At 63.7% G+C, this 14,682-nt stretch carries 10 protein-coding genes; 5 read left to right on the top strand and 5 right to left on the bottom strand.

What is annotated here, in order from left to right:
* The first annotated feature begins 227 nt into the window (after nucleotides 1-227).
* Nucleotides 228-1,883 (top strand): acyl-CoA synthetase, encoded by a 1,656-nt coding sequence (locus FHS48_RS16800; RefSeq protein ID WP_184265154.1) that lies wholly within the window; start codon nucleotides 228-230, stop codon nucleotides 1,881-1,883.
* A gap of 403 nt (nucleotides 1,884-2,286) precedes the next feature.
* On the opposite strand, the gene FHS48_RS16795 is transcribed toward FHS48_RS16800, so the two are convergent.
* Nucleotides 2,287-3,186, bottom strand: a complete 900-nt coding sequence (locus tag FHS48_RS16795; RefSeq protein ID WP_184265152.1) for a LysR family transcriptional regulator — start codon at nucleotides 3,184-3,186, stop codon at nucleotides 2,287-2,289.
* A 120-nt stretch (nucleotides 3,187-3,306) separates the two neighbouring features.
* On the opposite strand from FHS48_RS16795, the gene FHS48_RS16790 reads away from it, so the two are divergent.
* Both FHS48_RS16790 and FHS48_RS16785 read left to right on the top strand, forming a co-directional pair.
* On the top strand, nucleotides 3,307-4,695 hold the full coding sequence (locus tag FHS48_RS16790) for an MFS transporter (RefSeq protein ID WP_184265150.1): 1,389 nt from the start codon (nucleotides 3,307-3,309) through the stop codon (nucleotides 4,693-4,695).
* A gap of 73 nt (nucleotides 4,696-4,768) precedes the next feature.
* On the top strand, nucleotides 4,769-4,975 hold the full coding sequence (locus FHS48_RS16785) for a DUF1737 domain-containing protein (protein WP_184265149.1): 207 nt from the start codon (nucleotides 4,769-4,771) through the stop codon (nucleotides 4,973-4,975).
* Nucleotides 4,976-5,045: 70 nt separating this feature from the next.
* On the opposite strand, the gene FHS48_RS16780 is transcribed toward FHS48_RS16785, so the two are convergent.
* From FHS48_RS16780 to FHS48_RS16765, 4 genes are all read right to left on the bottom strand, one after another.
* Nucleotides 5,046-5,462 (bottom strand): lysozyme inhibitor LprI family protein, encoded by a 417-nt coding sequence (locus FHS48_RS16780; RefSeq protein ID WP_184265147.1) that lies wholly within the window; start codon nucleotides 5,460-5,462, stop codon nucleotides 5,046-5,048.
* 284 nt (nucleotides 5,463-5,746) lie between these two features.
* A complete protein-coding gene (locus FHS48_RS16775) occupies nucleotides 5,747-8,395 on the bottom strand; it encodes a glycosyltransferase family 2 protein (protein ID WP_184265145.1) in 2,649 nt (882 codons plus the stop codon).
* A 174-nt stretch (nucleotides 8,396-8,569) separates the two neighbouring features.
* Nucleotides 8,570-9,178 carry a hypothetical protein gene (locus tag FHS48_RS16770; protein WP_184265143.1) on the bottom strand — a complete coding sequence of 203 codons (609 nt, stop codon included), beginning with the start codon at nucleotides 9,176-9,178 and terminating at the stop codon, nucleotides 8,570-8,572.
* Between the two features lie 289 nt (nucleotides 9,179-9,467).
* A complete protein-coding gene (locus FHS48_RS16765; protein ID WP_184265141.1) occupies nucleotides 9,468-9,941 on the bottom strand; it encodes an Lrp/AsnC family transcriptional regulator in 474 nt (157 codons plus the stop codon).
* Nucleotides 9,942-10,134: 193 nt separating this feature from the next.
* Here FHS48_RS16765 and FHS48_RS16760 point away from each other — a divergent pair, with 193 nt between their 5' ends.
* The gene (locus FHS48_RS16760; RefSeq protein ID WP_184265139.1) at nucleotides 10,135-13,695 is read left to right on the top strand and encodes an indolepyruvate ferredoxin oxidoreductase family protein; all 3,561 of its coding nucleotides are present in this window, start codon (nucleotides 10,135-10,137) and stop codon (nucleotides 13,693-13,695) included.
* Between the two features lie 184 nt (nucleotides 13,696-13,879).
* Nucleotides 13,880-14,596 carry a TetR/AcrR family transcriptional regulator gene (locus FHS48_RS16755; protein WP_184265137.1) on the top strand — a complete coding sequence of 239 codons (717 nt, stop codon included), beginning with the start codon at nucleotides 13,880-13,882 and terminating at the stop codon, nucleotides 14,594-14,596.
* Nucleotides 14,597-14,682: the final 86 nt, after the last annotated feature.

Genomic DNA, 14,682 nt, shown 5'->3' with positions numbered 1-14,682 from the left:
ACAAGCCCGCCGTGCCAAGGAGATTCTGTTCCCGCGCATTTTTGCCACGCATTTCCGGCACGGCAGATCTTCCGTGCATCATAATGACATTATGTTGCGCCGCACGCAGGCGCGGAGTACGCTTCGTGCGCCGTATGGGGACAATCAGGCGACAGACCGGAACACTCACGACCCCCGATGGCGCACATGGGACCGCAAATTGACAGGATCGACGGAGGAACGCGATCGTGGGCACGACGACCAACCCTTATGAGCTGCATCTGGACCAGAACCCGGCCAATTATGTGCCGTTGACCCCGGTCTCCTTCCTGCAACGGGCGGCACGGGTCTTCCCCGATTACACATCGGTGATCCATGGCCAGCGCCGCTTTACGTGGAAAGAGACCGATGCCCGGTCGCGCCGTCTGGCCTCGGCGCTGGCGCAGCGCGGGATCAGCACCGGGGACACGGTTGCCTTTCTGGCCCACAACACCCCGGAAATGTACGAGGCGCATTTTGGCGTGCCGATGATCGGTGCGGTGCTGAATGCCATCAACACCCGGCTGGATGCCGACGCCATCGCTTTCATCCTCGACCATGGCGAGGCCAAGGTGCTGATCACCGACCGGGAATTCGGCGAACTGGTCACCCATATTCTGGGCAAGGTGTTTTACAAGCCGCTGGTGATCTATATCGACGATCCGGAGTGTGAAAACCCCGGCCCGAAGATCGGCGAATGCGACTACGAAGCCTTCATTGCCGCCGGGGATCCGGCTTATCAGTGGGCGCTGCCTGCCAATGAATGGGATGCCATCGCCCTCAACTACACCTCCGGCACCACCGGCAACCCGAAGGGTGTGGTCTACAGCCATCGTGGGGCCTATCTGACCGCCGTCTCCAACGCGCTGGACTGGGGCATGGGGCCGCATCCGGTGATCCTGTCCAACGTGCCGCTGTTCCACTGCAACGGCTGGTGCTTTCCGTGGACGGTGGCAATGACGGCGGGCACCTTTGTCTGCCAGCGCCGGGTGTCGGCCAAGGTGATCTATGACGCCATCGCCGATCACAAGGTTGCCTACGTCAACGGCGCGCCGATCGTGCTGGGGATGATCCTGAATGCGAAGGAAGAGGAAAAGCGGTCCTTCGACCACATCGTTAACGTGATGACCGCCGCCGCGCCGCCCCCGGCCAGCGTGCTGGCCAGCATGGAGCAGCAGGGCTTCCGCGTTACCCACGTTTACGGGCTGACCGAAACCTATGGCCCGTCGGTGGTCTGTGCGTGGAAGGAAGAATGGGACCACGGCGACATCGAGGAAAAGGCCCGCCTGAAGGCACGGCAGGGGGTGCCCTATACCCTTCAGTTTGATCTGATGGTGGCCGACGCCACCACCATGCAGCCGGTTCCGGCCGATGGCGAAACCATCGGTGAGGTGTTCTGTCGCGGCAATCAGGTGATGCGCGGCTACCTGAAGAACCCGCGTGCCTCTGACGAGGCTTTCGCCGGGGGCTGGTTCCATACCGGTGACCTTGGGGTGATGCACCCGGATGGGTACATCCAGCTGAAAGACCGCTCCAAGGACATCATCATCTCCGGTGGCGAGAATATCTCGTCAATCGAGGTGGAAGGGGTGTTGCACAAGCATCCGTCGGTGGCGCTGGCCGCCGTGGTGGCCAAGCCGGATATCAAGTGGGGGGAAACCCCGTGCGCCTTCGTGGAGCTGAAGCCCGGTCACAATCTGACGGTGGAAGACATTATCGCCCACTGCAAGGCCAATCTGGCCGGGTTCAAGTGCCCGCGCGATGTGCGGTTCGGTGATCTGCCGAAGACCTCCACCGGTAAGATCCAGAAGTATGTGCTGCGCAAGCAGCTTCAGGATGAGGTCGGCGACAGCGTGCCGCTGTAACCGGACCAGACAGCCTGTATCGGGATGGGGCTCCGGGAAACCGGGGCCCTGTTTCTTGCCTGAGGCCGGGGGCAGCATGGGGTATTTGAAGAGGCAATTATGCTTCGGATGCCTGAGCAACCTTACCGGTTTGGCTGCGTTTGGCTTTGCTGAGGGCGGGCATCTTGCAAGCAAGGCGGATCGGCGCGATATTCTTTCCGTGGCCGCTCTGACAACCGGGAAATTCGCGGGTCCGGTTGGGCGAGCGTCAGCTGGCTCTTACGGGGAGGGTCGCGTACCCCCTGAGCGGCCACCGCCTTGGCTTTGGCGTATTCGGTAAACCCCGCGATCACCGAACGTGCCGTGCCCGACAGCCTGATTGAATACAGATGTCAGTACCGGATTAGCGTTCTCTCATGGTTCTTTATCCCGGCTGCGCCGTGCACAGGCTGCGGACGCAGTCGCGCAGCCAGCGGTGGCCGGGGTCAGCATCCAGACGCGGATGCCACAGCAGGGAGATGGTCAGTCCCGGCATCGGGAACGGTAGCGGAAAGCTGACCATTCCGTCGCGCAGGGCCCGGGTGAAGCGGTCTGGCACCGTGGCGATCAGGTCACTGCTGCGGGCCAGTGCCAGCACTTCGGAAAAGCCGCCCGCTGTCACCACCACCCGCCGCCGCAGGCCGAGAGCGGCAAGGGCGGTATCGGTCAGGCCCTGACTGACGCCCCGGCGTGACATCAGCACATGATCCCCGGCGGCGAAGCGTTCCGCCGTCACCGGTGCGGCCAGAAGCGGATGCCCGGCACGGACGGCACCGACCATCCGATCCTGAAACAGGGCCTGAGTCCGCAGTTCCGGGCCGGTTTCTTCGGTCACCACCCCGATCTCCAGATCCACCGCCCCGGTGCGCAGGGGGGTGGTGTCCTTCTCCGGTTTGGGCAGAAAGCGCAGGCGGACCAATGGTGCTTCGGCGGCGGCACGTTCCAGCAGGGCCGGACCGAAGCTTTCGACGAAACCATCGCTGGCGCGCAGGGTGAACACCCGGTCGAGGCGGGTCAGGTCGATGGCGCTTTCCGGGCGCAGCACGCGCTGTGCGGATTCCAGCAGGGCCTGAACCTCCTCCCGCAGGGCCAGTGCCCGTGGCGTCGGGACCAGCCCGCGCCCGGCCCGGACCAGCAGCGGGTCACCGGTGACCTCCCGCAGGCGGGCCAGTGCCCGGCTGGTGGCGGAGGGGCTGAGATGCAGGCGGGCAGCGGCGCGGGCGACGTTGCCTTCTGTCAGCAGGGCATGCAGGGGGATCAGCAGGTTCAGGTCAGGCAGCGGCATCGGGGCTGCTCCGGTGATGGCGTTTCATGCAGCATTATACTGCAAACCGTGCGTCTTCCGCCATATCGGGGCGGGGACTACCCTTGGCGGCATGGAATGACTGTTTTCAGGAGATGCCCGATGTCGGCGATATCCTCTTCTTCCCCGGCCCGTCCGGGTGTTCTGGCGGCGCTGGGCCTGTGTGTGCTGCTGTCGGCCCTTGGCGGCAGCGTGGCCACTGTCACCCTGCCATCTTTGGCGCTGGGGTTCGGTCAGCCGGTGGCGGCGGTGCAATGGGTGGTGGTCGCCTATCTGCTGGCGTTGACGACGCTGGTGGTCGGGGCGGGGCGGCTGTCGGACCTGTGGGGCCGCCGCCGCCTGCTGCTGGCCGGAACCGGCCTGTTCCTGCTGGCGTCGCTGCTCTGCGCCGCCGCGCCGGATCTGTGGCTGCTGGTGGCAGCGCGGATTCTGCAAGGGGCCGGGGCGGCGGTGATGATGGCGGTCAGCATGGCGCTGATCGGCGATGTGATCCCCAAGGACCGCACCGGGCGGGCGATGGGGATGATGGGCACGCTGTCGGCCATTGGCACCGCCTGTGGCCCGTCGGTCGGGGGGCTGCTGATACAGGCGTGGGGCTGGCCGCTGGTGTTTCTGGCCGTTGCGGCGGTGGCGGCGGTGGTCTTGGGGCTGGTGCTGCTGTCTGTGCCGAAAGAACCGGGGAAGGACGGGCCGCATCCGGCCTTTGATCTCCGCAGCATGGGCTTGCTGGTGGTGGCACTGGCCGGGTATGCGCTGGCAATGACGGGAACCGGGGGGATGGACCTGAGCGTGCGCGGCGGGCTGCTGGCCGGGGCGGCGGTGGTTTCCGGTCTGGTGCTGTGGTCATTGCGGAGCAGCCCGGCCCCGCTGATCCGGCTGGATCTGCTACGGGACCCAACCCTGCGGGGATCGCTGCTGATGGGATTTCTGGTTTCGGCGGTGATGATGACCACGCTGGTGGCCGGGCCGTTCTACCTGACGCAGGGTATCGGCCTGACGGCGGCGCAGGTCGGGGTGGCGATGTCCTCCGGCCCGGTGATGTCGGCACTGTCGGCGACCCCGGCCGGGCGGCTGGTGGACCGCTTCGGGGCGGACCGTGTGACCCGCTGGGGGCTGTCCGGCATGCTGATCGGCTGCGGAGGGCTGGCGGTTCAGGCCGGGATCGGCGGATGGGGCGGTTATGTGCTGGCTCTGCTGGTGCTGACGCCGGGGTATGCGCTGTTCCAGACCGCCAACAACACCGGAGTGATGCGCGGGCGGGCGGCGGATCAGCGTGGCGTGGTTTCCGGGCTGCTGAACCTGTCGCGGAATCTGGGGCTGGTCACCGGGGCATCGGCGATGGGGGCGGTGTTTCTGTGGGGGGCCGGGGGCGCAGTGACGTCGGCGGAGTCTGCGGCCTCCGGCCTGCGGGTGGCCTTCGGGCTGGCGCTGGGGCTGGTGACGGTGGCGCTGCTGACGGCCCGGGTGCGGTCGAAAATCAGCCTTGCCTGATAACGATCCTGTTTTACAGTGACATCCCCCAGAACGGCCCGCCGGATTCCGGCGGCGAAGACGGAGAGAACGAATGAAGCTGTACCGTTACCTGACCGGCCCGGATGAGTCTGCCTTTTGCCACCGCGTTACCGCTGCGCTGAACAAGGGCTGGCAGTTGCATGGGACCCCGACCCTGACCTTTGATGCGGAACAGAAGCGGGTGATCTGCGGTCAGGCGATCATCAAAGAGGTTGAGGGCGTTGAGTATACCCCGGACCTGAAGCTGTCTGATTTTTAAGCAGAAAATTGCGGAACGACGGAGAAAGGGGCGCAATGACGCTCCTTTTTTCGTGCGGCAGGCTGTGGCTTCAGCGTCCGCCGATGCTGGCTTCCAGCTCGTCAATCCGGCTGGCGGTCAGGTCGGACTGGCAGGTCAGGCGGGCCAGTTCGTTGGTGCTGCCGTTATCAAGATCCAGCGCATTCCACGCACATTCGGCGTCGCGGTAGGCAATCCACGTTGTCTGTGCCGCGCGGAACAGTGGCAGGGCAGAGGCCGGGACCTGCTTTTCGCCCCGCTTCAGCAGGGCATCCAGCTTTTTCTGGTTGGCGGTCAGATCCTTCTGGGCACAGGTCAACAGTTCCGCCGGATTGGTGGTACGCTCGCAGTTGATGCCTGCGGCAAAGGCGGGGGACTGCGGGGTGGACAGACACAGGACCGAAAGCCCCAACACAGCAGGCAGGGCGATGGAGAAGGCAGTGTCTGTCCCCATCAGATATCGGAGCATCCCTGAAATCCTCCCGAGAGAAACCGGTTGCCATTTCGCAATGCGGAAAGGGTCCGGGCCACACTTTACACGGATTTCCCCAAAGATGCAGGAGGGGATGCCGCAGGTGCATTCTTCCGGTTGAAGGCTGTGGCAGAAATGCGTCACAGCATATTGCCATCCTTGCAGGGGCCGAATGGACGAAGAGCGTTTTCAGCGGTGAAATGAGGGCCATTTCTGCTGAAAACGCTCTGTCTGTCTGGCACGGGCGGTTTGTGCAACCGGCCCCTGAGAAACGCAGGAACTCAGACCGGGCGGTGGGTGGTGCTGCTGCCCGGGCTACCGGCGCGGACCGGAATCCCCTTGAATCGGTCCTTGTTCTTTTCCACCCAGCGCATCACGCGGGCGGACAGGAACGGGATTGCCTGCACTGCCACCGTGGCGGCGAAAATATCCTGTTCAGTGATATTCAACGGGTTCATCACCCACAGCAGGGTGGCAGAGGCCAGCAGGGCCACCCCCAGCACGGTTTCCCAGAACACCGGGCTGTCGGTCATCTTCTTCTTGACCGCCTGATTGGGTTTAGCGGTGTTGCCGCCCTTTTCAGTGCGGGCAAAGGCCAGATTGTCCTTCACCAGACCGGTGTAGACGGCATTGCCCACGGTCAGCTGCAAGCTCATGGCGGCGATGGCGGCCCCGAGGATTTCCGGCAGCGCAGCCTTCACCCGGGTGCGGTACAGCAGCACGCAATGCAGCACGTTGATGACAAAGCTGGTCAGGATCGGAATGGTCAGCGACATCATCGGCAGCACCATACCGACGAAGACGATCATCGGCACCCACACCAGATTAAGCATCGCCACCGCAACGCCCAGCGCATCCGACAGCCAGAAGATCCAGCCGGAAACGAACTGGGCTTTCTGGGCGGAGGTCAGGGTCTTGGACTTCGGCAGCATGTGCCGCCAGTGATGCTTGATGATCTGGATGGCACCATAGGCCCAGCGGTGACGCTGGGTCTTGAACGCCTTGAAGGTATCGGGCAGGAGGCCCCAGCCATAGCGGCGGTTGGTGTAGGTGGCGTCGTATCCGGCCTCGAACAGGCGCAGGCCCAGCTCGGTGTCCTCGACGATGGTGTCAGACGACCAGCCGCCGACTTCCTCGAACGACGACCGGCGCAGCATCAGCATGGTGCCGTGGGCGACGATGGCGTTGTCTTCGTTGCGCTGGACCATGCCAATGTCGAAGAACCCGGCGTATTCCCAGTTCATCATGGTCTTGAACAGGCTTTCCTCGCCGTCGCGGTGATCCTGCGGCGCCTGCACAAGGGCAATCTTCGGGTCGGCAAAGGCAGGCACCATGTCACGCAGCCAATGCCGGTCCACGGCATAGTCGGCGTCGATCACCGCCAGAACTTCGGCACGCGGATCGGTGAAGCCATAGGCCATGGTCATCGCCCCGGCTTTGAAGCCCTTCACCTTCGGCAGATAGATGAACTTGAAGACTTCCTTGCCGAGACGTTCGTTCAGCACCGCGCAGTGATCAGCCACCGGACGCCAGTAATATTCGTCGGTGGTGTTGTTCATGATCACCAGAACTTCAAAGTCCGGGTATTCCAGCGCCGCGCAGGTATCCAGCGTGTACTTCATCATCTCGGGCTGTTCTTTGTAGCCCGGGACGTGGATGGACACCATCGGCTTATAGTCGGTCTTCGGGCCGTCAGGCTCGGCGACGATCAGGCGCTTGGGGGCGTGCCCCAGCAGCACTTCGCTGATTTCGTTAACCTTGGCCAGTGTCATGATGGTCAGCGGGATCACCATGATCACGCCGGTGGCCCACATGACGCCGGTACCGAAATTGATGTAGTTGCCGAACGGATAAGCAATCGCCATCGCGATACCGGCAGCGAAACCGTTGGCGGCAAGGGCATAGATGATGGCGTGGGCCAGTGTCGGGCGGCGGCGGCGCAGCCCGATCACGGTCAGCAGGGCACCGATGGCCAGTGCCCCGAAGGCGATCGAGGTGTACTCAACCTTGAATTCGCCTTCCAGCGGGAACTTCAGGCGGCGTTCGGAGTCAAACACCCCCCAATACGCCCCGACCGACCCTTCATTGACCTTCCACGGCTGATCGAAGGCTTCGATGATGTTGTATTCAATGCCCCGGCGCTTGGCTTCGCGGATGAAACCACGGATGATTTCCGCCTGCACGTGCTTGCCGGTGGTGGCGGCCTTGAAGTTATAACCCTGACTCGGCCAGCCGAATTCGGCGACGACGATGCGCTTGCCCGGATAGGTCTTGCGCAGCATGTCGAGGCGTTCATAGGCGACTTTCACCGCCTCTTCCCACGGCACCCCTTCCCAGTACGGCAGAAGGTGGGCGGCGATGAAGTCGGTTTCCGACACCAGCTGCGGATACTTCAGCCACACGTCCCAGGTTTCCCCGGTGGAGACCTGTACGTCAGACCGCACCCGGCCCCGCACTTCCCGCAGGTAGGTGATCAGCTGTTCGATGGTGACTTCGGCGCGCAGCAGGGATTCGTTGCCGATGTACAGCGACCGGACATTCCAGTTGTTGTTGGTCAGCTTCAGGGCGCGTTCGATCTCGGCGCGGTCTTCCGGCACCTCGCCCGACAGCCAGGCGGCGGTGGTCACATACATGCCGTGGGCCCGGGCCAGCTCTGGCACCTTTTCCAGACCGAGGCGGCTGGAATACAGGCGGATGTTGCGGGTGTACTTCGACAGCAGCGTCAGATCCTGATCGATGCGCTCGACCGGCACGACAAACCCTTCAACCGGGTCTTCACCGGGTTTGAAGGGGCTGAAGGAGAGGGAGTTGATGGGCATTTCCATGCCCTTTTCCGTCACGTCCGGGGGGAGAACGCGGACGTTGGCGTTCAGCCAGATGCCAAAGTGGAGGGCAGCAGCAAGGACGGCGGCGAGAAGGATGCGCACCATGGCCTCTGATTCCAGAAGTCCCGCAGGGGCATCCCGCAGGGCGTGTTGAAGAACCGGACCCCGCAGCGGCGATAATCCGACTGCGGGGTCCGGCTGTGAAGCGTCGCGTCGGGAGACGGAAAAAAATCAAGGGGTCAGACCGGGGATGGCCTGACCCGCTTTCGGTGCCTTAAATCAGTCCTGCTTGGTCCAGCAGCGGTCGATACGGGCGTTAATATCTTCGGCCGAGGCATTGACGGTGCTGTCATTGACCAGGCAGCGGAAGGTCGGGCCGATGTGCTTTTCGTCGCAGCTGAACAGGCGGTAGAAGTCCATGAACTTACGGGCCTGATCGACATCGTCGCGGGCCAGCAGGCTGACGATGCGCTTGCCGGTGTAGGCGCATTCCCCGGCGATGTTGGCCGGCAGCGGCTTTTCTTCCGGCTTGGCAGCCGGAGTGGCGGCACCGGCCGCAGCCGGGGCAGCGGTCTTGGCATCGGCGGGCTTGGCGTCAGCCTTCGGTTCAGCCTTGGCGTCGGTCTTGGTTTCGGTCTTCGCCGGGGCGGCCTTGGCGTCGGTCTTCGCCGGGGCAGCCTTGGCGTCTGCGGCCTTCGGATCCGCAGCCTTGGTTTCGGCGGCCTTTTCCTGCTTCTTGGCCGGGGCGGGCTGCTGATCGGCGGCGGTGGCGGCGGGCTGGGCCTGAGCCACCTGCACGGCAGGGGTGCTCAGATCAGCGGCCTGCGCCGCAGCGGCGGCAAAGACCACAACAGAGCCAACGGCAAGAGCGCGCAGGGCAACGTTCATTCTTTTTTGTCCTGACTGGATGACCAAGATCCCGATAAGGATGCACACAAACCCCGGGCGAATCATACCCCTGTTGGGACGCCGTGGGCGCATGCCTCCCTTTAAGTTTGCAGATGTTAGCCTAAACGCCAAAAAACTCAACAGCTTGTGGAGGCATGTTCCTCCAATTGAGCAGATGCGGAAAACCCTTTGAAATCTCTTCAGTCTTTGCCTTTTGAAGGGGGCTTTTCGCGCTCCGGGCGTGCGACTCTGGTTCTTTGGGCCTATGTCCTGTGCCGGTGCTGCCGGGTCAGGGTTTCGGCAGCGGCAGGGCGGTTTCGTATTTGATTTCGCGCAGCGCGAAATTTGATTTCACATGTGCGATTCCGGGCAGGCGGAACACAAAGTCCTGTAGGAAGCGGTCGTATGTGCGCACCTCGTCCACCACCACCCGCAGCAGATAATCGTAATCGCCGGTCATGGCGTAGCATTCCAGAATTTCCGGGCGGCGGCGGACCTCCTGCTCAAAGCGTTCCACCGCGCCTTCGGTCTGCCGTTCCAGCGTGACATTGCAGAAGACGCTTTCGCCGATGCCGACCTTGTGCGGATCCAGCAGGGCGACATAGCCGCGGACCACTCCGTTTTCCTCCAGCGCCTTCACCCGCCGCCAGCAGGGGGAGGCCGACAGGCCGATCCGTTCCGCCAGATCGTTGTTGGTCAGCCGTCCGTCTTTTTGCAGTTCGGAAAGGATGCGGATTTCAGTCGGATCCAATGAAGCAGGCATCAGGGTATTTCTTTCTGAAAAAGATGCTTCTGAGGAAGGTGTAACCCCAATATGCCATGTTAAAGGGTAAAAGAGGGAAAAAATTCCCGCGGTTCAGATCTAGAATTGGTCTGAATTGAAAAATGCCCGACCCCGGCGCTGTGGTGCTCCACCGCCGGAGAATGCCGGGCCGGATTCCGGGAGGATTTTTACCATGACCCATGCCGTTCCTGCGGATGCCGCTGCCCTGCGTGCTGCCCCGTCGGTGCTGACGGATCCGTCTTACACCCTTGAGGACCGCTACCGCCGCGACAGTGGCCGGGTCTATCTGACCGGCACGCAGGCACTGGTGCGGCTGCCGCTGATGCAGGCGGCCCGCGACCGTGCCGCCGGGCTGAACACCGCCGGATATATCTCCGGCTACCGGGGCAGTCCGCTGGGCGGCTACGATCAGGCGCTGTGGCAGGTGAAGGACCTTCTGGCGGACAATGCCGTCACCTTCCAGCCGGCGATCAACGAGGATCTTGCCGCGACTGCGGTGTTGGGCAGCCAGCAGGTGGAACATGGCGGCGAAGGTACGGTCGATGGTGTGTTTGCCATCTGGTACGGCAAGGGGCCGGGGGTGGACCGCGCCGGGGATGCCCTGAAGCATGGTCATGCCTTCGGATCCTCGCCGCATGGCGGGGTGCTGGTGGTGGCCGGGGATGACCATGGGGTGGTCAGTTCTTCGATGCCGCATCAGTCGGATCACGCCTTCATCGCGTGGTCGATGCCGATCCTCAATCCGGCAAACATTCAGGAGTATCTGGATTTCGGGCTGTATGGCTGGGCGCTGTCGCGCTTTACCGGGGCATGGGTCGGGTTCAAGGCGATTTCAGAGACGGTGGAAAGCGCGGCTTCGGTCGAGGTGGATCCGCACCGGCTGCCGCTGACGGCCCCCACCGATTACACCGTACCGGTCGGGGGTCTGCATTATCGCTGGCCGGATCTGCCCAGCCTGACGATTGAGGAACGGATGGCCGCCAAGCTGGACGCTGTCCATGCCTTCGTCCGGGCTAATCCGGGCATTGACCGGCTGCTGGTCGATGCGCCGCAGGCCCGCTTCGGCATCATCACCACCGGCAAGGCATCGCTGGATCTGATGGAGGCTCTGGCCCGGCTGGGGCTGGACGAGGACGGTCTGGTGGCGCTGGGGGTGCGGGTCCTGAAGCTGGGCCTGACCTGGCCGCTGGAGCCGCAGGCCCTGCGCCGGTTTACCGCCGGGCTGGAGGAGGTTCTGGTGGTCGAGGAAAAGAAGGGCATCATTGAGGACCAGATCAAGACCCTGCTGTACGGCCAGCCCGGTGCGCCGAAGGTGTCCGGCAAGACGGCCCCGGATGGCCGCCCGCTGCTGGCATCGCTGGGGGAACTGCGCCCGTCGCGGATTGCCCCGGCACTGGTGGACCGTCTGTCGGCGGCCTTCCCGTGGCTGGCCCCGGATCTGGCGGAACGCCTGCCGCAGATCACCCCGGCGCTGCGGCGGTTTGATCTTCCGGCTGATGTCAAGCGGACCCCGTATTTCTGTTCCGGCTGTCCGCACAATTCCTCCACCAAGGTGCCGGAGGGCAGCAAGGCCTTCGCCGGAATCGGCTGTCACTTCATGGCCAACTGGATGGACCGCTCCACCGAAGGGCTGGTGCAGATGGGCGGTGAAGGTGTCAACTGGATGGCGCAGTCGCTGTTTTCCAAACGGAAGCATGTGTTCCAGAATCTTGGCGATGGCACCTACTATCATTCCGGGTTGATGGCGATCCGGCAGGCGATCGCCGGAAAAACCAACATCACCTATAAGATCCTGTTTAACGACGCGGTGGCGATGACCGGCGGCCAGCCGCATGACGGACCGTTGACGGTGCAGGAAATCTCCCGGCAGGTGCAGGCCGAAGGGGTCCGCCGCATCGCCATTGTCAGTGACGAACCGGAAAAATACACCGACCGCAGCGGTTTTGCCCCGGGCTGTACGGTCCATCACCGGTCGGAGCTGGATCCGGTGCAGCGGGATCTGGCCGCCACCCCGGGGGTGACGGTGCTGATCTATGATCAGGCCTGTGCGGCCGAAAAGCGCCGCAAGCGCAAGCGGGGTAAATTCCCTGATCCGGCCCGCCGCCTGTTTATCAACGAAGCGGTGTGTGAGGGCTGCGGCGACTGTACCGCCAAATCCAACTGCCTGTCGGTGCAGCCGGTGGAAACCGAGTTTGGCCGTAAGCGCCAGATTGATCAGTCATCCTGTAACAAGGATTTCTCCTGCGTCGAAGGGTTCTGTCCCAGCTTTGTCTCGGTGCGCGGAGGGGCGGTGCGTAAACCGCAGAGTGCCGGAGAGCTGCCCGGCTTCCGGGAGCGGGTGGCGGCGCTGCCGTTGCCGGTGATCCCTTCCGTGCAGGCAGAACCGTGGGAGATTCTGGTCACCGGCATCGGCGGAACCGGGGTGGTGACAGTCGGGGCGCTGCTGTGTATGGCGGCGCATCTGGAGGGCAAAGGCGCCAGCGTGCTGGACTTTATGGGTTTTGCCCAGAAAGGGGGCGCGGTGCTGAGCCATGTGCGCATCGGCGCGTCGCCGCAGGCCCTGCGGCAGGTGCGGATTGATGTCGGGCAGGCCGAGGTTCTTCTGGCCTGTGATATGGTGGTGGCAACCACGCCGGAAGCGCTTGGGGTGCTGCGGCAGGGCCATAGCCGGGTGATCTGTAACACTGCCGAGGTGCCGACCGGATCCTTCATGCGGGACCGGGATGCCACCCTTCAGCCGCAGCGGCTGACGGCGGCGCTGGAACTGGCGGTGGGCAGTGGCAACCTTGATCTGGTGGATGCCAACCGCCTTGCCACCGCCCTGCTGGGCGACAGTATCGGTTCCAACCTGTTCCTGCTGGGCTATGCGTGGCAGAAGGGGTTGCTGCCGGTGTCGCTGGAGGCGCTGGAAAAGGCGGTTGACCTCAACGGTGTGGCACGGGACGCCAATAAACGGGCTTTGGCTTGGGGCCGGGTGGCGGCGGAAGACGCCGCCTATGTGGCTGAGGTTGCCGCCGGGTTCGGGGCGGTGCGGACCAAACCGGCGGAGAATGTGGACAGCGTGATTGCCAGCCGGATCAAGGATCTGGAGGGCTACCAGGATACCGCTTATGCCGAGCGGTTCCGGCGGATCATCGCGCAGGTGCGGCAGGCGGAGGCACGGGTGTCTTCCGGCCATGATCTGACGCTGGCGGCGGCGCGGGGGCTGTACCGTCTGATGGCTTATAAGGATGAGTATGAGGTGGCCCGCCGCTATGCTGACCCGGCGTTCCGGGCGCGGCTGGATCAGGTGTTCGACGGCGATTATAAGGTGTCGCTGCATCTGGCCCCGCCGCTGCTGCCGCTGGGCCGGACCCCGACCGGGGAGCCGCGCAAACACGAGTTCGGGCGCTGGATCTTCCCGGTGCTGGGGGTGGTGGCCCGGCTGAAGGGGCTGCGGGGCAGCCGTTTTGATCCCTTCGGCTGGACGGCGGAACGGAAAATGGAACGCGCCTTGATTGCAGAATATGAAGATATTCTCATAAATATCTGCGCCGGGCTGACCGATTCACACCGGCTGGTGGAGGCTGTGGAAATTGCGGCGGTTGCCGACACGATCCGGGGCTTCGGGGCGGTGAAGGAGGCTGCGGCGGTAAAGGCGCGGCAGCGCTGGTCTGCCCTGTTGCCGGTGTTTCGGACGCCGCGACCCCAGCAGCCGGAGGGAGCAGGGCTGACCCTGCTGGCAGCCGAATAGATAACCGGACAGAAACTGAAAAATGGGGTGGCCCGCTGATATGGATCGGGCCACCCCTTTCTTTTGTCGTAAATCTGTGGTCAGGGTAAGCGTAAGGCGCGTTTTCGTCTGGATGAGTTGGCGGAATGCTGGCAGAACGGCGTCGGAAAACAGTCCGTATACGGATGGATCGGGGGGCACGGTCATGGGCGACAGGCAGCCGGGGGGCACTTCTGGAAATCCGGGGGGCCGACGGGCACGGGCGCGTACCGCGCAGGAGCAGGAACTGGTCCGCCGCCAGTTTCTGGAGTGTGCCCGCCGGGTTCATGCCCGTGACGGTGCCTCCGGGCTGACCATGCGCCGTCTGGCGGCCGAGGCGGGGTACAGTCCGGGTGCCATTTACCTGTATTTCCCCAGCCGTCAGGAGCTGTTGCGCGAATTGTGGGCGGAGGACCTTCAGGGTCTTCTGGCGGCGATGCAGGCGGCAATGGAGGCCCCCGGGGTCAGGGGGCAGGCTCCGGGGGCGCGGCTGATGGCCCTGTTTCAGGCCTATGCCGCCTTCTGGTGGCAGCGGCAGGACCCCTTCCGTGCCCTGTTTCTGGAGGCTGATCATCAGTTTGTGCAGGACCGGGTGGCCTTCGCCGCTGATCCGGTGGTGATACAGGTCAATACCTTCATCACTGGTCAGGTCCGGGCGGTTATGGCAGAGGCAACCGGGCAGGCCGACGCTGATGTACCGGAAGAGCAGGTGAATGTTACGGCCCACGGTCTGCTGGCGGCCGTCAATGGGGTGATCAGCCTGCACATCGGCAACGGTGGGTTCCCGTGGGCAGACCGCGGGGCGATGATTGACTATGTGCTGACCGCCCTGACCGCCGGGCTGTCTGCCCATGGCGTAAGGGGTGTTTCCGCTCGGCCATAACGCCCGGTAAAATTGACGGTGGGCAGCGACAGCCGCCGCAACTGCGTTATAGTCAGATGGAATACCGGACAACAGCGAAGGCAGGC

The organism is Novispirillum itersonii, assembly GCF_014205675.1.
In the GTDB taxonomy this organism is placed as follows: domain Bacteria; phylum Pseudomonadota; class Alphaproteobacteria; order Rhodospirillales; family Rhodospirillaceae; genus Novispirillum; species Novispirillum itersonii_A.
Note: the sequence above shows the minus strand (reverse complement) of the source record. Positions and strands in the feature narration are given on the sequence as shown.

Bases quoted from the DNA above. Each gene is read 5' to 3' on its own strand.
- FHS48_RS16795 (WP_184265152.1), bottom strand. From the start codon at position 3,186: ATGCCGCTGCCTGACCTGAACCTGCTGATCCCCCTGCATGCCCTGCTG.
- FHS48_RS16775 (WP_184265145.1), bottom strand. From the start codon at position 8,395: ATGGTGCGCATCCTTCTCGCCGCCGTCCTTGCTGCTGCCCTCCACTTT.
- FHS48_RS16785 (WP_184265149.1), top strand. From the start codon at position 4,769: ATGAAGCTGTACCGTTACCTGACCGGCCCGGATGAGTCTGCCTTTTGC.
- FHS48_RS16770 (WP_184265143.1), bottom strand. From the start codon at position 9,178: ATGAACGTTGCCCTGCGCGCTCTTGCCGTTGGCTCTGTTGTGGTCTTT.
- FHS48_RS16765 (WP_184265141.1), bottom strand. From the start codon at position 9,941: ATGCCTGCTTCATTGGATCCGACTGAAATCCGCATCCTTTCCGAACTG.
- FHS48_RS16780 (WP_184265147.1), bottom strand. From the start codon at position 5,462: ATGCTCCGATATCTGATGGGGACAGACACTGCCTTCTCCATCGCCCTG.
- FHS48_RS16790 (WP_184265150.1), top strand. From the start codon at position 3,307: ATGTCGGCGATATCCTCTTCTTCCCCGGCCCGTCCGGGTGTTCTGGCG.
- FHS48_RS16760 (WP_184265139.1), top strand. From the start codon at position 10,135: ATGACCCATGCCGTTCCTGCGGATGCCGCTGCCCTGCGTGCTGCCCCG.
- FHS48_RS16755 (WP_184265137.1), top strand. From the start codon at position 13,880: ATGGGCGACAGGCAGCCGGGGGGCACTTCTGGAAATCCGGGGGGCCGA.